The sequence below is a fragment of the Streptomyces sp. NPDC088553 genome, assembly GCF_044752965.1.
GTDB lineage: Bacteria > Actinomycetota > Actinomycetes > Streptomycetales > Streptomycetaceae > Streptomyces.
Window position 1 is genome coordinate 73,362 of record NZ_JBIVMG010000015.1, and the last position, 21,350, is coordinate 94,711.

Genomic DNA, 21,350 nt, shown 5'->3' on the forward strand with positions numbered 1-21,350 from the left:
GCGGGCCCGGTCGGCCGGACGTCCTTCACGGCCAGAGGAGTTCGCGGGTCCAGCCCGCGTCCGTGCGGCGGTAGCGGAGGCGGAGGTGGCGTCGCCGCGCGTCGCCCTGGAAGAACTCGACCTCGGCCGGCTCGACGAGGTAGAGCGTCCAGGTGGGGGCGTCGGCGTCCGGTTCCGCCTCGGCCCGGCGCCAGGCCTCGGCGCTCGCCTCCGCGAGGGTCTCGGGGGAGTCGAGGAGCTCGCTCTGCCGGCCGACCAGGGCGGAGGCGAGGGCGCCGGTGGAGCGGGCGTGGAGGTCCTCGTACGCCTCCCCGGGGGTCCCGGTGGTGACGCGGCCCCGGATCCGGACCTGGCGGCCCTGGACCGGCCAGTAGAAGCCGAGGGCGGCCTCGGGGCGGGCGGCGAGCTGGCGGCCCTTGGCGCTGGTGGCGTGGGAGGCGAAGTGCCAGCCGCGCGCGTCGGCGTCGTGCAGCATCACCGTGCGGACGTCGGGCCTGCCGTCCTCGTCCACGGTGGCGAGGGAGAGGGTGTGCGGCTCGGTCTGGCCGGCCGCGACCGCCGCCGTGAACCAGTCGTGGAAGAGGGGGAGCGGTTCGGGCGGGGCGCCCGCCGGGTCGAAGGTGGGCAGCTCGGTGTCCCAGACCTTCAGGGAGCGCAGGGCGTGGTGGAAGTCGGTCATGAGCCCACGGTAGAGCGCGGGGCGGTGGCGGCGGGGGTGCGGCCGGTGGCCGGTGTCCGGTGGTCCATGAGGGGGACCGCGGTGGCCGCCGCCTGGATCTCGTCGCGGATCTTCTTCGCGATGAGGTTCTTCCAGGGGGTCTTCGGCAGCGTGCGCACCATGAACATCCGCAGCGCGATCTTCCAGCGGGAGTCGACGGTCATCTCCTTGACGAAGCCTTCCGCCATCCTCTGGTTCCGCTCCACGCCGGGCCGCATGTGCGCCTCGTAGCGCTCGAAGGCGACGCGGTGGTCGCCGCCGGCCCGGGCCAGTTCGCCCGCCAGGACGTACGCGCCGGTGAGGGCGAGTCCGGTGCCCTGGCCGGAGGCGGGGGAGGAGCAGTGGGCGGCGTCGCCGATGAGGACGACGCGTCCCTTCGACCAGCGGTCCATCTCGATGAGGGAGATGGAGTCGAAGTAGAGGTCGTCGGCGTCGGCGGCGTGGCCGAGGAGCCGGGGGATCTCCCAGCCGTCGCCGGTGAAGGCCTCGGTGAGGTGGCGTCGCTGGGCGGTGATGTCCCGGTGGTGGTAGGGGAGTTCCTCGGGCGAGGAGAAGATGAAGAGGTTCTTGGCGTCGGTCTCGCCGGCCGAGCTGTAGACGCAGACCAGCTTGCCGGGGAGCGCGTGGTAGGTCTCCCAGCGGTCGAGGCCCAGGTGGTTGGGGGCGGTGAAGATGGAGACGTACGCGCCGAGGTGGCGCTTGAAGCGCTTCTCCTCGCCGAAGACCAGGCGCCGGGTGTGGGAGTGCAGTCCGTCGGCGCCGACGACCAGGTCGAAGCGGCGGACGGTGCCGCTCTCGAAGGTGACGGTGACGCCGTCGGTGTCCTCGTCGAGGGTGGCGATCGAGTCGTCGAAGAGGTACTCGACGTCGTCGCGGGTCCGTTCGTGGAGGATGCGAGCCAGTTCGCCGCGCATGATCTCGTCGTCCCCCTCGACGCGTCCGCCGAAGATGTCGGCGGACAGTTCGCCGATGGTGCGGCCGCGGTCGTCGACGTAGGAACCGCCGCGCATGTCGGTGGAGTTGGCGCGGATGTCGTCGAGGATGCCCATCCGGCGGCAGACCTCGATCGCGGTGCCGCGGATGTCCACCTTGTAGCCGCCGGTGCGGAGTTCGGGGGCGCGCTCGACGACGGTGGGGGTGAAGCCGTAGCGGTGGAGCCAGAGGGCGAGGGCGGGGCCGGCGACCGAGGCGCCCGAGATGAGGACGGTCCTCGCGGGGGTGTGTGCGGCGGTGTTCGGGGTGCTGTTCGCGGTGCTGTTCACGGCAGGACTCCTTGTCGGTGGCTGCGGGCCGTTCCCCTGCCCGCGGACATGACTATACGGATGTCCTACACGCCTGTCTATGACGCTTGTATAGATTCCTGGTCGTCGGATCCCGGGCGCGGGTCACGACCCGCCGCGGGTCACGACCGGCCGAGGACCACCGTCCCCGACGAGCAGAACCAGCCCCCTGTGCCCGAGGCCACCGCCACCTCCGGCAGGCTTCCGTCCGGCCGCCGCACCTGGAGCCCCGGCGCCTCCCCGCGCAACTGCCGTACCGCCTCCACCAGCAGGAAGAGCCCCCGCATCCCCGGATGGCAGGCCGAGAGCCCGCCGCCGTCGGTGTTCACCGGCAGCCGGTCCTTCTCCTGGACGAACGCCCCTCCCTCCCCCTTCGCGCAGAAGCCCAGGTCCTCCAGGGTCACCAGGGTCATGTAGGTGAAGGCGTCGTAGACCTCGGCGAGGTCCACGTCCGCCGGGGTCACGCCCGCCCGCTCGAAGGCGAGCCGGCCGCTGACCGCCGCCGGGGAGACGGTGAAGTCCTCCCACTCCGACATCGTGGTGTGGGAGACGTGCTCGCCCGTGCCGAGCACCCAGACCGGGGCTGTACGGCAGTCCTGGACGTACTCCTCGGCGACCAGCAGCACCGCGCAGCCGCCGTCCGAGCGCAGGCAGCAGTGCAGTTTGGTGAACGGGTCCGCGATCATCGGCCCGGCCAGGACGTCGTCGACGGTGATCGGGTCGCGGAACATCGCCTCGGGGTTGAGGGCCGCGTTCGCCCGCGCCCGGACGGCCACCTCGGCGAGCTGCTCCAGGGTCGTCCCGTACTCGTGCATATGGCGGCGGGCGGCCATCGCGTACTTGGCGATCAGGGTGTGCCCGTACGGGACCTCGAACTGGAGCGGGCCGCGCGAGCCGAACGACAGGTTCGCGGTGCGGCGCCGGGCGCGGATGTCGGCGCGCGCGGTGGAGCCGTAGACGAGGAGGACCGCGTTCGCGTGGCCCGCGGCGATCGCGTCGGCGGCGTGCGCGGCCATGACCTCCCAGGTGGCGCCGCCGACGGCGGTCGAATCCACCCAGCGGGGCCGGAGCCCGAGGTACTCGGCGACCTCGACCGGGGCGAGGGTGCCGAGGCCCGCCGAGGCGAGGCCGTCGATCAGCGAGCGGTCCAGGCCGCTGTCCGCCAGCGCGCGCCGGGCGGCCTGGGCGTGCAGGGCGTAGGGGGTGGCCTCGTCGACCCGGCCGCAGTCGGCGAGGGCGACGCCGGCGACGGCGACGCGGCGGGGGCGGCGGACGGTGGTGCGTGCGGGGGCGCCGGCGGTGGTCGGCGCGGTGGCGGGCGCGTCGGGCTGCACGGTGGTCGGCCCGATGGGCGGCACAGTGGTCGGCATGAATCTGACGGTACATCAGATTCATCTGAACGGAACCGGCGCGACTCTGGCAACCGGCCCGGCGCGGGCCTAGCATGACGCACCGTCAGAAACGGAGGGAGCCTCATGGACGCCTCGCTCGCCGTCCCGCTCACCGAGGAGCAGCAGGAGATCCGCCGCACCCTGCGCGACCTGCTGGCCGAACGGGCCGGACCGCAGCAGAACCGCGCGGCCACCGCCACCCCGCAGGGGTACGACCCCGACCTCTGGGCCCGGATGTCCGGCACCCTCGGCGTCGCCGGGCTCGCCCTCCCCGAGGAGTACGGAGGAGTCGGCTGCGGGCCCGCCGAACTCGCCCTCGCCTGCGAGGAGGCCGGCCGCGCCCTCGCCCCCTCCCCGCTCCTCGCGACCAGCGTCCTCGCCGCCCCGCTCCTCGCCGCCCTCGGCACCCCCGAGCAGCGCGCCGCACTCCTCCCCAGGCTCGCCGACGGCAGCCTGACCTGCGCCCTCGCCGTCCCCGGCGGCTCACTCGCGCTCGCCCTCGGCCTCACCGGCGACAACAGCGCCGAGGACTGGTCCGGCGGCGGCCGCGCGGGCGGCGTCCAGGCCCGCGCCGTCGACGGAGGCTGGCGGCTGTACGGCGAGGCCGCCCAGGTGCTCGACGGACACAGTGCCGGACTGCTGCTCGTCGCCGCCCACACCGGCGGCTTCGCCCGCAGCCGCACCCTGCTCTTCCTGGTACGGGCAGGGGCTTCGCCGGCCGTCGGACTGGTCCGCACCCGGCAGACCACCCTGGACTCCACCCGGACCCAGGCCACCGTCCAGTTCAGGGACACCGAGGCCGAACTCCTCGGCGAGGAACCGGCCGACGTCCTCGGCGCGCTCGCCGTCACCGGCCGCGCCGCCGCCGTCATGCTGGCCGCCGAAGCCGTCGGCGCGGCCCGGGAGGCCCTCGACAGGACCGTCGCCCACGTCGGCGCGCGCGAACAGTTCGGCCGGCCCGTCGGCTCCTTCCAGGCGGTCAAACACCGCCTCGCCGACCTGTACGTCCAGGTCGAGGCCGCCGGCTCGCTCACCTCCTGCGCGGCCGGGGAAGCAGGGCCAGGGCCCGACAGCGGGCCGCTCGCCCTCGCCCACGCCCTGGAGGCGCTCCGCGCCACCGCGGGCGAGTCCATCCAGCTCCACGGCGGCATCGGCTTCACCTGGGAACACGAGGCGCACCTCTTCTTCAAGCGGGCCGCCTCCGACGAACTGCTCTTCGGGCCCGTGCGGCGGCTGCGCGCCCGCGCGGCGGAACGGACCGGACTCTTCGGAGAGGTGGCGGCGTAGATGCCCGTCGGACGCACCCTGATGCAGAAGATGTCCTCGACCAGGACCTTCGCCCGGATCGGGCCGCACGTCGTGCCCGCCATGGACAAGGCCGTGCACCGGCTGACCAGGGGAAAGGTGTTGCTCAGCGCCCAGATGCTGCCCGGCGTCGTGCTCACCGCCCGGGGTGCGAGGAGCGGGCTGCCCCGGGTCACCCCGCTCGCCTGCATGCCGGAGCCGGACGGCGGCTGGCTGCTGATCGGCTCCAACTTCGGCCGCCCCGGACATCCGGCGTGGACGGCGAACCTGCTCGCCCATCCGGACGTCGAGGTGAACTGGAAGGGCGAGGACATCCCCGTACGGGCGCGGCTGCTCGCGGGGGAGGAACGCGCGGAGGCATGGCGGGCGGCGCTCGTGTTCTGGCCCCCGTACGCCACGTACCAGGCGCGGATCGAGCGCGAGATCAGACTCTTCCGGCTGAGCAGGCGGTGAGGCCTCGCGGCCGGCGCCGCCCGTGGCCCGTACGGCGGGGGCGCGGGGCCCGTCCGGACACGGCGACGCCGACGGCGGTCCGTGGGGACGGGCCGCCGTCGGCGTCGACGACAGGACGGGTGGAGGAGGGCGGGTGGGCTATCGGGTCGGCTTCTTGCCGGTGATGCCCAGATGCACCAACAGGGCGAGGTTGGGCTTGAGTTCGGACTGCTTCACGCCCCAGGTCGTGAAGCCCTTCTGGTGGCCGGCGACCGCGGCCAGCATCGCCACGAGCGAGCCGGCCATGGCGGCGGGGCTGACCTCCTTGTCGACCTTGCCCTTGGCCTGGAGCTCCTTCACCGCGTCCGTGAGGGAGTTGGTGACCGAGTTCAGGATCTTCATGCGGATCTTGTAGAACCGCTTGTCGCCCTCCGCGGCGCCGAGGTCCACGACCCGGAGGATGGCGTCGTGCTTCCGCCAGAAGTCCAGGAAGCCTTCGACGAGTTCCTCGGAGGTCTGCCAGCCGGCCTTGCCGACCCAGGAACGGCCGGAGACCAGCTCGGTCAACCCGGCGCCCTCCTTGGCCATTTCCTCCGCGATCTCGAGAACCGCTCCCTCGACGTCCGGGAAGTACTGATAGAACGTCGCGGGTGAAGTACCCGCCTTCCGGGCCACATCGATGACCTTGACGTCCCGGTAGGGCGAGGAGCTGAGCATCTCACCGAGGCAGTCGAGCAGCTTCTGCCGCGTCGCCTGGCCGCGTCGTCCGGCCACGCGGCCGTCGACGGTGCGTACTTGTCCTGTCATGCCGTCAGCTTACCGAGGGGGTGTCGGCGCGCGATTCGGCCGACTGCAAATGGGGTGCACCCCCCGGCCACTCGTGTTCTCCGAGGTCGGCACGCGTGTCTCTCCGGGCGCGGCAGCGCGGGGGAGGGGCGGGATCGCGCCACTTGTGACGGGCGGGCGGGAGGTCGGCGGGATCTTCGCACCCGGACCGGGGGATTCGCGTACCCGGGCCGCGTGATCACCGAGGGCTTCCCGTACCCGAATAGGCTTATGAACAGCCTGTGGACAACTTCGGTGGACAACTCAAGCGCCCCAAGGGTTCTGGGCCGATAAATCGCCACTTTGTTCGTATTTCCGGGCGGTGGCGGACGCTGCGGGACGGTGCCCGCCGACCTAGCGTGTGGACATGGCCGTACGCACTGAGGGCACCCCCTGCTGGGTGGACGCGCAGCTCCCCGACCTGGAGGCGGGCAAGCGCTTCTACGGCGAGCTCTTCGGCTGGACCTTCGACCCCGAGCGCGACGAGGCCCTCCTCGACGGACGCCGCGTCGCCGGCCTCCTCCCCAAGCGCGACGGTCGCATGCCCACCACCTGGACCGTCTACCTCGCCACCGAGAACGCCGGCACCCTCGCCGCCCGGATCAAGGCCGCCGGCGGCCAGATGGTCATGGAGCCCTACCCCGTCGGCCCCTTCGGCGTCCTCGCGCTCGCCGCCGACCCCGGCGGCGCCGTCTTCGGCCTCCGCCAGTCCGGTGACGACGACGGTTTCGAGACGACCGACGAACCGGGCTCCTTCTGCTGGATGGAGGTGTACACGCGCCGCCCCGACGCCGTCGACACCTTCTACGCCAGCGTCTTCGGCTACCTCGGCCGGCAGGCAGACGCCGACGCGGAGGGCAGGGACGCCGGCTTCGACTACCGCGTCTGGTCGCCCCCCGGCTCCCGGACCGGCGACGACAGCGCCTTCGGCGGACGTGCCGTCATCAGCGACGACTTCCCCGCCGAGATGCCGGGACACGTCCTCGTCTACTTCGCCGTCCGCGACTGCGACGAGGCCTGCGAGACCACCGTCCGGCTCGGCGGCCGGGTCGCCACCCCCGCCTTCGACACCCCGCACGGCCGCGTCGCCGTCCTCCACGACAACCAGGGCGCGCGCTTCGCGGTCCTCTCGGAGCCGTCCGGCACGACCTGAGGCTTCCCCTCCGGATGGCTTCCATATGACCTGAGACACCCCGATCCGCCCCCGGGTTCGCAACCGGGCCCTCGGACAGGAAGAATCAGGGCCACGGGGCCGTACCCTCATGGCCCGTACGGGGAGGTGGCAGGCAAGTGGAACAGCTGACGCAGCACGACCCGAGACGTATCGGGCCCTTCGAGGTGCTGGGCCGGCTCGGCGCGGGCGGAATGGGCCTGGTCTATCTCGCGCGCTCGGCCTCGGGCCGGCGCGTGGCGATCAAGACCGTGCGCACGGAGCTCGCTGAGGACCAGCTGTTCCGGGTCCGCTTCACCCGTGAGGTGGAGGCCGCGCGGGCGGTCTCCGGCTTCTACACGGCCGCCGTCGTGGACGCCGACCCGCGGGCCGCCGTGCCCTGGCTGGCGACCGCGTACGTCCCCGCGCCCTCGCTCGAAGAGATAGTGAACGAGTGCGGACCGCTCCCGGCCCAGGCCGTGCGCTGGCTGGCCGCCGGCGTCGCCGAGGCCCTGCAGTCCATCCACGGCGCGGGCCTGGTCCACCGTGACCTCAAGCCCTCCAACGTCCTCGTCGTCGAGGACGGCCCCCGGGTGATCGACTTCGGCATCGCGTCGGGCGTCTCCAACACGCGCCTGACCATGACCAATGTCGCCGTCGGCACCCCGGCCTACATGTCGCCCGAGCAGGCCCGCGACTCGCGCAGCGTCACCGGCGCGAGCGACGTCTTCTCGCTGGGCTCGATGCTGGTCTTCGCCGCCACCGGTCACGCGCCGTTCCACGGCGCCAACCCGGTCGAGACCGTCTTCATGCTGCTGCGCGAGGGCCCCGACCTGGAGGGTCTGCCCGACGAGCTGCGGCCCCTCATCGACTCCTGCATGCAGACGGACGTCAGCCGGCGGCCCACCCCGGCCGACCTCCAGGCCCAGCTGGCCCCGCATCTCTTCGGCCCCGGCAGCGACGACAGCGGCACGGCCTCGGCCTGGCTGCCGCGGAGCGCCACCGACATGATCGAGACCCGCCGCGGCGGCCGCCCGGCTCCGGCGTCGACCGCGCCGCCGATGCCGCCGCGCCCGCCCCGGGGTCCCGCCGAGAGGGGCGGCGACCCGCGCTTCCCGGAGCCCGCGCCCGTCGGGGGCGGTGGCCGGCACGCCGAGCCCGCGCCCGTCGGCGGTGGCCGGCACGCGGGGCCCGCCGAGAGCTCGGGCGGTCCCGTACGCCTCGGCGGCGCGACCGTCCCGATCGGCCCCGGCCCCCGGGTCGCCGACACGCGTGCGGCGCTCGCCGTCGGCCGGGGCGCCGACGCGGGCCCGGCGACCGGCTGGATCCGTCCGCCCGGCGGCGGCCCGCACGGCGTGGACCACGGTTCGTACGCCGGTTCCTACGCCGGGGAGCCCGGCCCGCCGCCAGGCTCCCGCCCGGTCAACGTGCCGCCGCAGGGCTCCGACCAGGCAGCGCCGGCCGGAGCCGGCCCTTGGCGGCCGTGGCGCTTCCGGATGTCGAACGACGTCTGGGGCACCCCGGTGGTGGACGGCGACCTCTTGTACGTGACCTCTTTCGAGGTACACGCCCTGGACACCGGCAGCGGCCGGCGCCAGTTCAAGACCCGGGACGTGGCCTGGTCCATGGCCGTCGCCGCGGGCCGTATCCACGCCTCCGACGGGCCCACGCTCTACGCCCTCGACGCGACCGACGGCGCCGAGCGCTGGCGGCTGCGGACGGACGCCTGGGTGTACTCGCTCCAGGTCGACCGGGGCACCGTCGTCACCGGCACGCGCGGCGGCGGAGTGCAGGGCTGGGAGGCCTCCAACGGCGCCAAGCTGTGGGAGATCACCGGCGCCCAGACCGACTTCGAGACCCCGGAGGCGGGGCCCGCCGTGCACGGCGACACCGTGTACGTGTGGCGGGACGCCCGGCTCCAGGCCCTCGACGCCCGCACCGGCGTGGAGCGCTGGTCGTACCCGATCGGCGACGCCGCCTCCTGTGCCAACGTGCCCGTCCGGGTGGCCCCGGCCGAGGACGGCTGTGTGTACGTCTCCGCCGGGACGCGGGTCCTGTCGATCGACGTCGCCGCGGGTCACGTCCGCTGGCACTTCGAGGCGCCGGCCGTCTTCACCTCCCCGCCGGCGTTCGCGCCGGGCCCGGCGGTCACCGGCGGCGGGGTGTACCTCTCCGACCACCTCGGCACGGTGTACGCCATCGACGCCACCACCGGTCAGGACCGCTGGCGCATCGCGACCGAGCCGCGCCAGTCGACCGAGCCGGTCCTCGTCGCCGACGGCAACATCCACGTCGGCAGCGGCAGCGCGCTGTACACGCTCGACGCGGTCACCGGCACGCCCCGGTGGCGGTTCGCGGCGGGCGGCGAGCTGGTCGGCTCGCCCGTCGTCGCCGACGGCCGGGTGCACTTCGGCTCGGCCGACCACGTCCTCTACACCCTGGACGCGACCGGCGGGCAGCTCCGCTGGAAGCTCGCGACCGGCGGCGAGATCACCGGCTCGCCGGTGGTCAGGAACGGGGTCGTGTACGCCTGCAGCAAGGACCGCTGCGTGTACGCGCTCGACGCGGTCAAGGGCACGGCCACGGGCCGGGGGGCCGGGGGCCGGTAGCGGGGCCGGCAGGCCGTACGACGCGCGGACGGGGACCCGCCGCCGAAGCGCTTCAGCGCTGCGGCGGCGGGTTTCCCCGTTCCTGCTCCTGTTCCGGGTCCCGGACCGGTGCGTCGTCCCAGGCCGGTGCGTCGTACGTCTGCGTCGTCGCGTACGGCGCCGGGGCCTGCGGGTGCGCGCGCGGCGCCTCCAGGGTGGAGGTGTCGTCCGGGGGTGGCCCGTCGAGCGTGGGGTGGGTGGGTCGCGGCGGCCGGTCCACGTGGTGCGGCGGGCGGGATCTGCCCGACATGACGAGCGCGCCGAGCAGCAGCAGGATCCCGCCGCCGAAGGCGGCCGCGACCCCGTCACCGAGCCCCGTACCGTCGCCGCCGATCGTCAGGCTGCCCTCCGCCTGCCCCACCCGCACCATCCACAGGACGGTGAAGCCGAGGACGACGAGCCCGGCGAACGCGACGAGCAGCCGGGAGCGCAGCACCACTCCGAGGAGGGTCAGGAGGGCGGCGAAGAGGAACGGCGCGAGCATCGAGGCGAGCAGCTCGCCCTTGGCGTCGGTGATGCCGGTGAACAGCTCGTCGATCGCGTAGTCCCGTCCGTGACGGCCGTCGTACCAGGCACGGAAGGGGCTCCAGACGGCGGCCGTCGCTCCGGCGAGAGCCAGGACCGAGCCGGCGATGTTGCGGATCATCGATGCGGCCTCCTTGACGGTCCGGCTCTCGTTCCCGACGCTACGCCCGCTGTGGGGGCCCCGCCACGCGGCCGAGTCGCGCCGCTAAAGTGGCGCGAACACGACAGGGAAGACGGGGGGCGGCGATGGTACGCACACGCCTGAAGCTCGCGGCGACACTCACGGTGGTGGTGCTGGCGCTGACCGGTTTCCACACCGGCCACGGCGGCAGCAGCAGCGGTGGCGGCAGCGGCAAGAGCAAGAGCGGCAAGAGCAAGAGCCGCGGCTCGGACGACGACTCCGGCGGCGGCTGCTCAAGCGACGAGAAGAGCAACGACGACTACAGCGGCTCGGGCGGCGGCAGCACCGCCGAGCCGTACACGTACGACCCCACGCCGACGGCCTCGCCGACCGCGGCCGTCCATGTCACCACCGTCGACTGCGTGAAGCCCGCGCAGAAGAAGCGCAAGGGCAAGCCGGCCCGCCGGGCGGACACCACGACCACGCTGAGGATCACCTCGGACGCGTGGGAGGAGAAGACGTTCCGGGTCCACGTGGAGTTCAGGGACGCGGGCTACAAGAAGGTGGACGAGGCCGAGACGACGGTCACGGTCGAGCGCAGGGGGACGAAGACCTTCGAGGTGGGGATGGCCCACCCCGGGACCGTCGGCCGGGTGAAGGACTGCGTCGCCTACGTCGAGGGCGAGGTGCCGGGGCCCACCGCCTCCACCGCCACCCCGTCGGCCACCTCGTCCTGAACCCCGCCCGACGCGACCCCGTCCGCTGCCCCTACCTCGCCTTGAACCCCGCCCCCCGCCTCCCGAACAGCTCCGCCTGACGGTCCGCCGTGAGATTGCCCAGGGCGACCAGGTGCGGCGCGTGCGCCAGCGCCTGGGCCCTGGCGGCCTCCTTCGCCGACCACAGCGCCCGGACCGTCCCCTGCACCGCCTCCGTCGGGTGGCCCGCGATGACCGCGGCGGCCTCGCGCGCGGCGGCCAGCGCGCCGCCGGGCGGGGTCAGCTCGGAGACGAGGCCCGTCTCGTACGCCCGCCGGGCCGTGATCCGTTCGGCGCTGCCCATGAGGGCCATCCGGGCGATTTCCCCGTACGGCATCCGCTGCGCCATGTGGACGGTCTCGAAGGCGCTGACCATGCCGTAGGTGGTGTGCGGGTCGAAGAAGGTGGCGTCCTCGCCCGCGACCAGGAACTCCGACTCGCCGAGCAGATAGAACGCCCCGCCGCAGGCCATCCCCTCGACGGCGCAGACGACCGGCTTCCACAGGTCGTTCGCCTTGGGGCCGATCGTGAGGAGCGGGTCGTCGATCGTGTACGGGGACGAGGGCTGCGGCACGTTCCCGACGGCGGCCCGGTCGATGCCGGTGCAGAAGGCCCGCCCGCCGGCCCCGGTGACGACGATCGCGCGGACCTCGTCCTCGTACCGGAACCCCCGCCAGACGGCGCCGAGCTCGCGGGCCATCTCCAGGGTGAGGGAGTTGTGCTTCTCCGGCCGGTCGAGGGTGACGACGGCGACCCCGGTCTCCTTGTCCCGCTCGACCGTGACGCCGGGGGTGCTCATCCGCGCTCCAGGAGCCAGCGCGGGACGACGACGCCGTCGACCTCGGCGAAGGCCACCCGCACCGGGGCGCCGATCCGGAGCCGGCTGGGGTCGACCGAGTTCAGGGGCGCGTCCGGGGCGGCGACCACGTTGCCGACGAGGCGGATGCGGGGGGCGTCGGCGAGTTCGACGATCACCGCGTTGTACGGGGCCTGGGCGGCGTACTCGGGCAGCAGGGGCGGGTGGGGGAGCACGTACGACCAGATCCGGCCGCGGCCGGACATCGGGCGCCACTCGCTCGCGAAGGACTGGCAGTGCGGGCAGCAGGGGCGGGGCGGGAAGCGCAGCTCGCCGCAGTCGGCGCAGCTCTGGACGCGTAGTTCGCCCCGGGCGGCGTACTCCCAGAAGGGGGCGCCGTCCTCGTCGGTGACGGGGGTCAGCATGCGGATCAGCTCCTCAGGCGCGCAGCAGGATGGCGGAGGTGGGGACGCCCTCGCCCGCCGTGACGAGGCAGGTGGCGGCGTCGGGGACCTGGGCGGTGGACGTGCCGCGGAGTTGCTTCACGCCCTCGTTGATGAGGTTGAAGCCGTGGACGTACGCCTCGCTGAGTCCTCCGCCGCCGGTGTTGAGCGGCAGCCGGCCGCCGATCTCCAGCGCGCCGCCCTCGGTGAAGGCGGCGCCCTCGCCGCGGCCGCAGAAGCCGTAGCCCTCCAGGGAGAGCGGGACGAGCGGGGTGAAGGCGTCGTAGATCTGGGCGACGTCGACGTCCTGGGGGCCGAAGTCGGCCTGCTTCCACAGGTGGCGGGCGGCGGTCCAGGCGGGTCCCGAGAGCGGGTCGTCGTTCCAGTAGTTGACCATGCCGTGGTGCTGGGCGGGCAGGCCCTGGGCGGCGGAGTGGACGTACACGGGCTTCTGGCGGCAGTCGCGGGCCCGCTCGGCGGAGACGATGACGCAGGCCAGCGCCCCGTCGGTCTCCAGGCAGTTGTCGAAGAGGCAGAGGGGTTCGCTGATCCAGCGGGAGGTCATGTACATCTCGCGGGTCAGGGGGCGTTCGTACATGATCGCGGCGGGGTTCTGGTTGGCGCGGTTGCGGCAGGCCAGGGCCACGTTGAAGAGGTGGTCGCGGGTGGCGCCGTACTCGTGCATGTAGCGGCGGGCGAGCATGCCGATCTCGTCGGCGGGGCGGAGCAGGCCGAAGGGGCGGGTCCACTGGCCGGGGGTGGGCAGCTGGACGGCGGTGTTCTTCCAGGGGCGGGGGCCGCTGCCCCGCTTCCGGGACCGCCAGGCGACGCCGACGCTCGCCTGTCCGGTGGCGACGGCGGCGGCGAGATGGCCGACGGTGGCGCAGGAACCGCCTCCGCCGTAGCCGACCTTGGAGAAGAAGGTGACGTCGCCGGCGCCGATGGCCTTGGCGACCTCGACCTCGTCGGTCTCCTCCATCGTGTACGAGGCGAAGCCGTCGACCTCGGAGGGTTCGATCCCGGCGTCGTCGAGGGCGGCGAGGATCGCCCGGCAGGCGAGTGTCTTCTCCGTCTCGGGGAGCTGTTTCGCGAAGGCGGTCTGACCTATGCCGACGATGGCCGTGGCGTCCTTGAGCACCGAACCTCCTCATGGGGCAGCACTGCTGACAGCGCGTCAGGCTACAACTAATCTGACGGATAGTCAGCTACAGGAGGTTGGGTATGGACATGCGCGGCGACCTGGAGTGGGGCACGATCCCCGGTCTCGTACGAGCGGCCGCCGAGCGGTACGGCGATCGGGAGGCCGTCGTCGACGGCCGCAACCGCGTCGGCTACGCCGAACTCGGGGAACGCGTCGAGCGGGCCGCGGCGGCCTGTCTCGCCACCGGCATACGCGTGGGGGACCGGGTCGCGATCTGGGCCCCCAACACCCTCGACTGGATCGTCTCCGCGCTCGGCGCCGTCACCGCCGGCGCCGTCCTCGTCCCGCTGAACACCCGCTTCAAGGGCACCGAGGCGGGGTACGTCCTCCAGCGCTCCCGCGCCCGGCTGCTCTTCGTCACCGGCACCTTCCTCGGCACCTCGTACGTGGCCTCCCTGCGCCGCTCCGGGGTCGCGCTCCCGGACCTGGAGAGGGTCGTGGTCCTCGGCGACAGCGCGCCCGAGGAGTGGACGACCTGGAAGGAGTTCCTGGCGGAGGGAGACGCCGTTCCGGCGGCCCAGGTCCACGCGCGGGCCGCCGCCATCGACCCCGCGGCCCCCTCGGACATCATCTACACCTCCGGCACCACCGGCCGTCCCAAGGGCGCCGTCATCAGCCACGCCCAGAGCCTGCGCTGCTACGCGATCTGGTCCGAACTGGCGGGCCTGCGTGAGGGCGACCGCTATCTCGTGGTCAACCCCTTCTTCCACACCTTCGGCTACAAGGCCGGGATCCTCGCCTGCCTGATGCGGGGCGCGGTGATCGTCCCGCAGTCGGTCTTCACGGTCGACACGGTCCTCGCCAACATCGCGGCGGAACGCATCACCGTCCTCCCCGGCCCGCCCACCCTCCACCAGTCCCTCCTGGACCACCCGGCCCGTGGGGGCCACGACCTCTCCACCCTCCGCCTCGTCGTGACGGGCGCGGCGGTGGTCCCCCTCCGGCTGGTCGAGCGCCTCCGCACCGACCTGGGCGTCGGCACGGTCCTCACGGCGTACGGCCTCTCCGAGGCGAGCGGCATCGTCACCATGTGCCGCCGCGAGGACCCGGCCGGGACGGTGGCCACCACGTCGGGCCGCGCGATCCCCGGCACGGAGGTCCGCGTCTCGTCGACGGGCGAGGTCCTGGTCCGCGGCCACCACGTGATGGCCGGCTACTTCGAGGACGAGGCGGAGACGGCGGCGGCGATCGACGAGGACGGCTGGCTCCACACGGGAGACATCGGCGTCCTCGACGAGCAGGGCAACCTGCGCATCACCGACCGCCTCAAGGACATGTTCATCGTGGGCGGCTTCAACGCCTACCCGGCCGAGATCGAGCAACTCCTCGGCCTCCACCCGGACATCGCGGACGTCGCCGTCATCGGCGTCCCGGACCCGAGGCTGGGGGAGGTGGGCAAGGCGTTCGCGGTCCGGAGGCCGGGGGCGAGGGTCACGGCGGACGACCTGATCGCCTGGTCGCGGCGGGAGATGGCGAACTTCAAGGTGCCGAGGGAGGTCGAGTTCGTGTCGGAGCTGCCGAGGAACGCGAGCGGGAAGGTGGTGAAGGGGGAGCTGCGGGCGCGGGTGGCGTCCTGACGGAGGCGTGAACGGGGAAGCGCAACCGATGCCGTCCATGTACACGTCATAAGGGCAATCGTTCGTCCCCCATCTCCCCAGGAGCGCCGGTGTCGACGCAAGAGATCCCCCTCACCCTGACCCCGCAGCAGGCGGCCCAGGGCGTGATCATCGCGGTCACGCTGCCGACCGGCCCCGCCCACCTCAGCGTCCGCCCCTGCCGCCACGGCGAACTCGTCGCCGCGCGGCTGGGCGAGGGCACGGTGTACCTGCGCATCACCGTCGCGGGCGGACAGAAGAAGGGCGGCCTCCTCGGCTGCCTGATCCCGCTCGCCGTCATCGGAGCGATCATCGGGGGCTCGTACCTCCTGAGCGACGACAAGGACGACACGGCGGGCTCGACGGGCCCCGGCCCGATCCCGACGTTCTCCTACCCGCCCCCGCCCACCTTCGACGTGGACGGCACGCCCACCGCCGGCGCCACCCCGACGGAGAAGGAACCCGATCCGTACGAGAAGGGCACCTGCCTCAACGGCTCGCTCCCGGACTCGGAGACCGCGCAGTCCGTCAGCGACGTCGACGAGGTCCCCTGCTCGGCGTCCGACGCCCACTACAAGGTGATCCAGACGTTCCCGTTCACCTCCGACATGAACCGCTGCAACGCCAACCCCAAGACCCAGTACGCCTTCTCGCACCGCTACACGATGAACGGCGCCGTCGTCAGCCAGTACGTCTACTGCCTGATCGGCCTCGGCTCGTACGCCCGCTGACATCGCGCTCCGAGAGGACCGGCCGGTTGCCGCCCTTGGGCATCGCGCCGTACGCACACCGGAGGGGCCGGGCAGCTGCCCGGCCCCTCCACTTGCGGTGGTCCGATCGCGTTGCGCACGGGCCCTGCCCGGACGGATCCCCCCTGGTTCCGTCCCGGGTGTCCCCCGAGCCCGTGTGCTCCCCCGTCGACCGGACCCTCCTGGTGGCCCGCGGCGGCTCCCCCGAAGTCGCCGCCGCGGACCACTCCCTTCAGGAGTGGTCTACTTGGCCGGTTCCGACGTGGCGTGCAGGTTGTTCGTCGAAGCCCCGGCGCCGTCCGGGTTCTGCGTGAGGACCTTGTCCGCGATCGCGTTGGCCGGCGCGGACGTGGCGTGCAGGTTCTTCGTGCCGATCTGCTCGTCCTCGGTCCCCGTGGCGTGCAGGTTGTCCGGCGTGACGGTCGGGTCGATGTCGCCCATGGTGATCCCCTCCTGGTGGGTGGCTTCCGGGTGGTGCTGGGTGGAGCCCGTCCGGCGTGTTCGCCCGTGGACGGCCGGACGGGCTCCTCAGGGCCGCTCACCCTAGTGCGTCAGGATGGTGACCTTGTGGGCGACCCGCGTGCCCCCCGACGCGACGGATCGTCGAGTACGACTCTGCCCGGCCGCGATAAACGAATGATGAACGCCCCGGCCGGGAGCGGGCCTCAGACGGCGGCCTGCGGGGCCAGCAGTGCCCTGACCTCCGACGCCTCGGGCGCGGACAGCTCCTCGTAGACGTCGAGCGCCTCACGCCAGCAGACCTGGGCGCGGCCGGACTGCCCGATGCCGTGCAGGGCCCGGCCGAGCACCGTCAGGACGTTGCCGCGGCGCCAGTCGCCCCCGATGCCCCGGAGCACGGTCAAGGCCTTCTCCGCGCCCGCCGCCGCCGCCCCGTACCGGCCGGCCGCGATGTCGACCTCGGCGATACGGAAGAGGGTCATGCCCTCCCACAGCCTCTGCCTGCTGTCGACGAAGACGGCGAGTGCCTCGCGCAGCCGCTCGCCGGCGGCCGGGAGCTGGCCGCTCTCGGTCAGGGCGAGACCGAGCGCGTACCGGCCGTTCGCCCCCTTGAGGGCGTGGCCCATCTCGTCGTACATGTCGGTGCCCTGCTGGGCCATGCGCACGGCGTCCTCCCGACGGCCCGTCGCCAGGTGGATGCGGGAGAGGTTGCAGAGCGCCGCGGCCTCGCCGGCCCGGTCCGCCGCCGCGCGGAACTCGGCGATGGCCAGCGTGAGGTGCTGGTCCCCGTCGTCGTAGCGCGCCTGGTAGAGCGCGATGGCCCCCCTGGCGTTCGAGGCCCAGCAGATGGGGAGCGGATCGCCGACGGAGCGGGCCATGCGGACGACCTCGTCGGCCTCCCGGTCGGCCTGGTCGAAGCGGCCCTGATAGTGGTGGACGTACGCCAGGGTGTTGGCGGCGCGGGCCTCGGCCCGTACGTCGCGCGACGCGCTCGCCGCCTCCCGCAGGACCGTGGCCACCGCCTCGTACTCCCTGGAGTTCGCGCCCGACTCCGCGAGGTCGAGGGACGCCCACAGCAGGTCCACGCCCCGGCGCAGCGCCTGAGGGGACGCCGCGGACTGGCGGACCGTCGCCAGGAGGGAGTTCGCCTCGGCGTAGAGCCAGTCCTGGGCCGTGTGGCGGTCGGTGAAGGTGAGGCCCTCGTGGGTGGTGGGCTCCAGGTGGTCGACGAGGCGGTCGCCGGGGCGCTCGATCGCGTACACCCGCGCCGCCGTCGACAGGTAGAAGTCCAGGAGGCGGGACAGGGCCGCCTCCTTACCCGACGGGGGCTGTTCGTCCCGGTCGGCGCACGCACGCGCGTAGAGCCGCACCAGGTCGTGGTAGCGGTAGCGGCCCGGTGCCGCCGACTCCAGGAGGGACGTGTCGACCAGCGCCTCCAGGAGGTCCTCCGTGTCCCAGAGCGGGAGGTCGAGGACCGCCGCGGCCGCCGCGAGCGAGATGTCCGGGCCGTCCGCCAGGCCGAGCAGCCGGAACGCGCGCGCCTGCGCCGGCTCCAGCTGGCCGTAGCCGAGTTCGAAGGTGGCCTTCACCGCCAGGTCGCCCGCCTGGAGTTCGTCCAGGCGCCGCCGCTCGTCCGCCAGCTTCGCCGCCAGGACCGACACCGTCCACGTCCGGCGGGCCGCCAGGCGCGAGGCCGCGATCCGGATCGCCAGGGGCAGGAAACCGCAGGCCGCCACCACGTCGAGGGCCGCCTCGCGCTCCGACTGGACCCGCTCGGCGCCCACGATCCGGGTGAACAGCTGGAGCGCCTCCTCCGGGGACATCACGTCCAGGTCCACCAGATGCGCCCCCGCCAGGTCGACCATCCGGATCCGGCTCGTCACCAGCGCCGCGCAGCCCGCCGTCCCCGGCAGCAGCGGGCGGATCTGCGCCGCGTCACGCGCGTTGTCCAGGAGGACCAGGACCCGGCGTCCGTCCAGCGTCGAGCGGTACAGCGCCGCCCGGTCGTCGAGCGAGTCCGGAATGGCCGAGTCCGGGGTGCCGAGGGCGCGGAGGAAGGACCCGAGGACCGTCTCAGGCGCGGCCGCGCGGGAGCCCGCCCCCTGGAGGTCCACGTACAGCTGCCCGTCCGGGAAGTGCGGCCGCGCCTCGTGCGCGACGTGCACGGCCAGCGTCGTCTTGCCGACCCCGCCGATGCCGGCCAGCGCCGACACCGCCATGACATGGCCCTCGGCGGTGGCGAGCCGGGCGCCCAGCTCCCGTACGAACGGCGCCCGGCCCGTGAAGTCCGGGACCGTAGCCGGGAGCTGCGCGGGACGCGCGACGGGCGCGGCGGCCGGGGCGGCCTCCTCCACCGGGCGGGCGAGTTCGGCGTCGGCCTGCAGGATGCGCTGCTGGAGGCGGGAGAGTTCGGGAGTGGGGTCGACGCCCAGCTCGTCGGCGAGCAGCCGGCGCGTGTCCGCGTACACCGCGAGCGCCTCGGCCTGCCGTCCGCTCCGGTAGAGGGCGAGCATCAGCAGCTCACGGAGCCGCTCCCGCAGCGGGTGGGCGGCGGTGAGCGCGGTCAGCTCGGACACGGCCTCCGCGTGCGCGCCGACCTCCAGGTCGATGTCGAGCCGGGTCTCCAGGAGGGTGAGCCGCCACTCCTCCAGACGGGTCCGCTGTGTCTCGGCGTACGGCCCCGGTACGGAGGCCAGCACCTCGCCGTCCCACAGGTTCAGGGCCTCCGCGAGCCGGTCGCGGGCGGCCGCCCGGTCCCCGGCGGCCCGCAGTTTCTCGGCCTCGGCGCCGAGTTCCTGCGCGGTGGCGACGTCGAGGGCGGCGGCGGAGGTGCGCAGGGCGTAGCCGCCGGACTCGCTGACGAGGACCTGGGGGCCGAGCGCCTTGCGGAGCCGAGAGGCGTACGTCCGCACGGCCGCGAGGGCCTGCGAGGGCGACTCCTCGCCCCAGAGGGCGTCGATCAGCTCGGAGGCGGTGGCGGTGCGCCCGCCCCGGAGGAGCAGGGCGGCGAGCAGGGCCCGCTGCTGGGGCGACCCGGTGGGTACGGGCTCCCCGTCCCGCCAGGCCCGGACGGGGCCGAGCACGGCGAACCGGAGGGGCCCGGAGGCGGGTGCGGCGGCGGGGTGGGGAGCGGGGTGGGAACCGGGGTCGGTGTCCGTTCCCGGGTTCGCGCCCGCGTCCGGCTCGGTGTCCGTGCCCGTGTCCGGCCCGGCGTGTGTGCCCGTGTCCGGTCCGGCGTCCGGTCCCGTGTTCGTACCCGTGTCCGGCCCGGCGTCCGTTCCCGCGTCCGTACCCGCGGCGTGGCCGGATTTCGTACCCGCGCCCTGGCCCGCGCCCTCGCTTCCGGTCCCGTCCCGGCCCGTGACGGCCTGCGCCTCCGTGTCCGCCCGTCCGCGACCGCCCTCGTCGGGGCTCAGGCCCGTGCCGGCGTCCGCGCCCGTCTTCGGAGCCCGCTGCACCGGAACTCGCGGCCCGCTCTCACGGTCCATCGCTCCCCCTGCCCGTACCGCCCACGCTTGTTTCGCCCTGGACAGTCTGCCTTGTCCGGAGGGAGTCCGTCAGCATCGGGTCGGCCGTAGTCCGGGCCGTGATGCGGCCGTAGTGAGCCCGTCACACCGCTGATTCCCCGCACGATAGCTGACGGGTCGTCAGATCAGCGCTACCGTGAAAGCCATGGAGACCTTCCCGAAGATCATCTCGGTGGACGACCACACCGTGGAGCCCCCGCACGTCTGGCGGGACCGCCTCCCGTCCCGGTACCACGACACCGGACCCCGGATCGTCCGCGCCCCGCTCAAGGAAATGACCTTCCTCGGCGGGAAGTTCGCCCCCGTCATGGGGGCCAGGGGGGACGAGGGCCCGATCGGCGACTGGTGGGTCTACGAGGACCTGCACCGGCCCCTCACCCGCCTCGACACCGCCGTCGGCTACGACCGCGACGAGATACGGCTCGAAGTCATCACGTACGAACAGATGCGGCCCGGCTCCCACTCGGTGCCCGAGCGGCTCGCCGACATGGACGTCAACCACGTCCAGTCCGCGCTCTGCTTCCCGACCTTCCCCCGCTTCTGCGGGCAGACCTTCACCGAGGCGGGCGACCGCGAGCTCGGGCTGCTCTGCGTCCGGGCGTACAACGACTGGATGGTGGAGGAGTGGTGCGGGCCCGAGGCGCACGGGCGGCTCATCCCGCTCACCCTCATCCCGCTCTGGGATCCGGAGCTGGCCGCCGCCGAGGTCCGCCGCAACGCCGCGCGCGGGGTGCGGGCGGTCGCGTTCTCGGAGATCCCGCCGCACCTCGGGCTCCCCTCCGTGCACACGGACCACTGGGACCCCTTCTTCCGGGCGTGCGACGAGACCGGCACGGTCATCGCCATGCACATCGGCTCGTCCAGCCGGATGCCCTCGACCTCCGCCGACGCCCCGCCGGCCGTCGGCTCGACCATCACCTTCGCCAACTGCTGCTTCTCGATGGTCGACTGGCTGATGAGCGGCAAGTTCGAGCGCTTCCCCAACCTGCGGATCATGTACGCGGAGGGGCAGATCGGCTGGATCCCGTACATCCTGGAGCGCGCCGACGTCGTGTGGGAGGAGAACCGCGGCTGGGGCGGGGTCGCCGACAAGGTGCTGCGCCCGCCGTCGGAGCTCTTCGCCGGGCACGTCTTCGGCTGCTTCTTCGACGACGCGTTCGGCCTGAGGAACCTCGACGCGATCGGGGCAGGGAACGTCCTCTACGAGACGGACTACCCGCACTCGGACTCCACCTGGCCCAAGTCGAGGGAGGTCGGCGAGGCGCAGATGGGGCACCTGGCCCCGGACGTCGTCGAGCGCATCGTCCGCGGCAACGCGATCGACCTCCTCGGCCTCACCCCGGACGGCCTCTGGCGCCCGTAGACCGGTGACCCCCACCCCTTGTCTGATGGGTCGTCAGGTACGAGCATGGGCCCCGCTCATGAAATGA

General features: G+C 73.3%; 18 protein-coding genes. 8 read left to right on the forward strand and 10 right to left on the reverse strand.

Annotated features, from left to right (window positions below; all coding sequences use genetic code 11):
* Window positions 1–25: 25 nt before the first annotated feature.
* From ACIP8Z_RS35495 to ACIP8Z_RS35505, 3 genes are all read right to left on the reverse strand, one after another.
* Window positions 26–679, reverse strand: a complete 654-nt coding sequence (locus tag ACIP8Z_RS35495; protein WP_402090781.1) for a pyridoxal 5'-phosphate synthase — start codon at window positions 677–679, stop codon at window positions 26–28.
* Window positions 676–1,980 carry an FAD-dependent monooxygenase gene (locus tag ACIP8Z_RS35500; protein ID WP_402090783.1) on the reverse strand — a complete coding sequence of 435 codons (1,305 nt, stop codon included), beginning with the start codon at window positions 1,978–1,980 and terminating at the stop codon, window positions 676–678. Before ACIP8Z_RS35500 ends, ACIP8Z_RS35495 begins: the two co-directional genes overlap by 4 nt.
* A gap of 140 nt (window positions 1,981–2,120) precedes the next feature.
* Complete coding sequence (locus ACIP8Z_RS35505) at window positions 2,121–3,368, reverse strand: thiolase C-terminal domain-containing protein (protein ID WP_402090785.1); 1,248 nt, start codon at window positions 3,366–3,368, stop codon at window positions 2,121–2,123.
* Window positions 3,369–3,473: 105 nt separating this feature from the next.
* Between ACIP8Z_RS35505 and ACIP8Z_RS35510 the strand changes: the two genes are divergently transcribed.
* Window positions 3,474–4,676, forward strand: coding sequence for an acyl-CoA dehydrogenase family protein (locus ACIP8Z_RS35510; RefSeq protein ID WP_402090786.1), 1,203 nt, complete (start codon window positions 3,474–3,476; stop codon window positions 4,674–4,676).
* Window positions 4,677–5,147: a nitroreductase family deazaflavin-dependent oxidoreductase gene (locus ACIP8Z_RS35515; RefSeq protein WP_402090788.1), complete on the forward strand. Its 471-nt coding sequence runs from the start codon at window positions 4,677–4,679 to the stop codon at window positions 5,145–5,147.
* Between the two features lie 138 nt (window positions 5,148–5,285).
* Here the strand turns inward: ACIP8Z_RS35515 and ACIP8Z_RS35520 are convergent, their stop codons facing one another.
* Complete coding sequence (locus ACIP8Z_RS35520; RefSeq protein ID WP_319319436.1) at window positions 5,286–5,933, reverse strand: TetR family transcriptional regulator; 648 nt, start codon at window positions 5,931–5,933, stop codon at window positions 5,286–5,288.
* Between the two features lie 385 nt (window positions 5,934–6,318).
* Here ACIP8Z_RS35520 and ACIP8Z_RS35525 point away from each other — a divergent pair, with 385 nt between their 5' ends.
* Both ACIP8Z_RS35525 and ACIP8Z_RS35530 read left to right on the forward strand, forming a co-directional pair.
* Complete coding sequence (locus ACIP8Z_RS35525) at window positions 6,319–7,104, forward strand: VOC family protein (protein WP_402090789.1); 786 nt, start codon at window positions 6,319–6,321, stop codon at window positions 7,102–7,104.
* 137 nt (window positions 7,105–7,241) lie between these two features.
* The gene (locus tag ACIP8Z_RS35530; protein WP_402090791.1) at window positions 7,242–9,710 is read left to right on the forward strand and encodes a PQQ-binding-like beta-propeller repeat protein; all 2,469 of its coding nucleotides are present in this window, start codon (window positions 7,242–7,244) and stop codon (window positions 9,708–9,710) included.
* A gap of 52 nt (window positions 9,711–9,762) precedes the next feature.
* Here ACIP8Z_RS35530 and ACIP8Z_RS35535 read toward each other — a convergent pair whose 3' ends face one another.
* A complete protein-coding gene (locus ACIP8Z_RS35535) occupies window positions 9,763–10,395 on the reverse strand; it encodes a hypothetical protein (protein WP_402090793.1) in 633 nt (210 codons plus the stop codon).
* A 125-nt stretch (window positions 10,396–10,520) separates the two neighbouring features.
* Between ACIP8Z_RS35535 and ACIP8Z_RS35540 the strand changes: the two genes are divergently transcribed.
* The gene (locus ACIP8Z_RS35540; protein WP_402090795.1) at window positions 10,521–11,132 is read left to right on the forward strand and encodes a hypothetical protein; all 612 of its coding nucleotides are present in this window, start codon (window positions 10,521–10,523) and stop codon (window positions 11,130–11,132) included.
* A 31-nt stretch (window positions 11,133–11,163) separates the two neighbouring features.
* On the opposite strand, the gene ACIP8Z_RS35545 is transcribed toward ACIP8Z_RS35540, so the two are convergent.
* From ACIP8Z_RS35545 to ACIP8Z_RS35555, 3 genes are read right to left on the reverse strand one after another with little or no spacing between them, the layout of a single operon-like run.
* Entirely contained in the window at window positions 11,164–11,949 is a 786-nt protein-coding gene (locus ACIP8Z_RS35545) for an enoyl-CoA hydratase/isomerase family protein (protein WP_402090797.1), read from the reverse strand.
* Window positions 11,946–12,371, reverse strand: a complete 426-nt coding sequence (locus ACIP8Z_RS35550) for a Zn-ribbon domain-containing OB-fold protein (protein WP_402090799.1) — start codon at window positions 12,369–12,371, stop codon at window positions 11,946–11,948. The genes ACIP8Z_RS35545 and ACIP8Z_RS35550 overlap by 4 nt, the downstream gene beginning before the upstream one ends.
* Before the next feature lie 13 nt (window positions 12,372–12,384).
* Window positions 12,385–13,527 carry a lipid-transfer protein gene (locus tag ACIP8Z_RS35555; protein WP_402090800.1) on the reverse strand — a complete coding sequence of 381 codons (1,143 nt, stop codon included), beginning with the start codon at window positions 13,525–13,527 and terminating at the stop codon, window positions 12,385–12,387.
* 89 nt (window positions 13,528–13,616) lie between these two features.
* Here ACIP8Z_RS35555 and ACIP8Z_RS35560 point away from each other — a divergent pair, with 89 nt between their 5' ends.
* Together ACIP8Z_RS35560 and ACIP8Z_RS35565 are read left to right on the forward strand one after the other, a co-directional pair.
* A complete protein-coding gene (locus tag ACIP8Z_RS35560; RefSeq protein WP_402090915.1) occupies window positions 13,617–15,167 on the forward strand; it encodes a FadD3 family acyl-CoA ligase in 1,551 nt (516 codons plus the stop codon).
* An 89-nt stretch (window positions 15,168–15,256) separates the two neighbouring features.
* Window positions 15,257–15,916: a hypothetical protein gene (locus tag ACIP8Z_RS35565; protein WP_402090802.1), complete on the forward strand. Its 660-nt coding sequence runs from the start codon at window positions 15,257–15,259 to the stop codon at window positions 15,914–15,916.
* 261 nt (window positions 15,917–16,177) lie between these two features.
* Here ACIP8Z_RS35565 and ACIP8Z_RS35570 read toward each other — a convergent pair whose 3' ends face one another.
* Both ACIP8Z_RS35570 and ACIP8Z_RS35575 read right to left on the reverse strand, forming a co-directional pair.
* Entirely contained in the window at window positions 16,178–16,375 is a 198-nt protein-coding gene (locus ACIP8Z_RS35570; RefSeq protein ID WP_402090803.1) for a hypothetical protein, read from the reverse strand.
* A 224-nt stretch (window positions 16,376–16,599) separates the two neighbouring features.
* Window positions 16,600–19,881 carry an AfsR/SARP family transcriptional regulator gene (locus ACIP8Z_RS35575; protein WP_402090805.1) on the reverse strand — a complete coding sequence of 1,094 codons (3,282 nt, stop codon included), beginning with the start codon at window positions 19,879–19,881 and terminating at the stop codon, window positions 16,600–16,602.
* Window positions 19,882–20,065: 184 nt separating this feature from the next.
* On the opposite strand from ACIP8Z_RS35575, the gene ACIP8Z_RS35580 reads away from it, so the two are divergent.
* Window positions 20,066–21,283, forward strand: a complete 1,218-nt coding sequence (locus ACIP8Z_RS35580) for an amidohydrolase family protein (protein ID WP_402090807.1) — start codon at window positions 20,066–20,068, stop codon at window positions 21,281–21,283.
* Window positions 21,284–21,350: the final 67 nt, after the last annotated feature.

Excerpts from the sequence above, each read along its gene's own strand:
- ACIP8Z_RS35540 (WP_402090795.1), top strand. The coding sequence starts at position 10,521 with ATGGTACGCACACGCCTGAAGCTCGCGGCGACACTCACGGTGGTGGTG.
- ACIP8Z_RS35570 (WP_402090803.1), bottom strand. The coding sequence starts at position 16,375 with ATGGGCGACATCGACCCGACCGTCACGCCGGACAACCTGCACGCCACG.
- ACIP8Z_RS35525 (WP_402090789.1), top strand. The coding sequence starts at position 6,319 with ATGGCCGTACGCACTGAGGGCACCCCCTGCTGGGTGGACGCGCAGCTC.
- ACIP8Z_RS35535 (WP_402090793.1), bottom strand. The coding sequence starts at position 10,395 with ATGATCCGCAACATCGCCGGCTCGGTCCTGGCTCTCGCCGGAGCGACG.
- ACIP8Z_RS35575 (WP_402090805.1), bottom strand. The coding sequence starts at position 19,881 with ATGGACCGTGAGAGCGGGCCGCGAGTTCCGGTGCAGCGGGCTCCGAAG.
- ACIP8Z_RS35560 (WP_402090915.1), top strand. The coding sequence starts at position 13,617 with ATGCGCGGCGACCTGGAGTGGGGCACGATCCCCGGTCTCGTACGAGCG.
- ACIP8Z_RS35495 (WP_402090781.1), bottom strand. The coding sequence starts at position 679 with ATGACCGACTTCCACCACGCCCTGCGCTCCCTGAAGGTCTGGGACACC.
- ACIP8Z_RS35580 (WP_402090807.1), top strand. The coding sequence starts at position 20,066 with ATGGAGACCTTCCCGAAGATCATCTCGGTGGACGACCACACCGTGGAG.
- ACIP8Z_RS35510 (WP_402090786.1), top strand. The coding sequence starts at position 3,474 with ATGGACGCCTCGCTCGCCGTCCCGCTCACCGAGGAGCAGCAGGAGATC.
- ACIP8Z_RS35505 (WP_402090785.1), bottom strand. The coding sequence starts at position 3,368 with ATGCCGACCACTGTGCCGCCCATCGGGCCGACCACCGTGCAGCCCGAC.
- ACIP8Z_RS35520 (WP_319319436.1), bottom strand. The coding sequence starts at position 5,933 with ATGACAGGACAAGTACGCACCGTCGACGGCCGCGTGGCCGGACGACGC.
- ACIP8Z_RS35515 (WP_402090788.1), top strand. The coding sequence starts at position 4,677 with ATGCCCGTCGGACGCACCCTGATGCAGAAGATGTCCTCGACCAGGACC.
- ACIP8Z_RS35550 (WP_402090799.1), bottom strand. The coding sequence starts at position 12,371 with ATGCTGACCCCCGTCACCGACGAGGACGGCGCCCCCTTCTGGGAGTAC.
- ACIP8Z_RS35545 (WP_402090797.1), bottom strand. The coding sequence starts at position 11,949 with ATGAGCACCCCCGGCGTCACGGTCGAGCGGGACAAGGAGACCGGGGTC.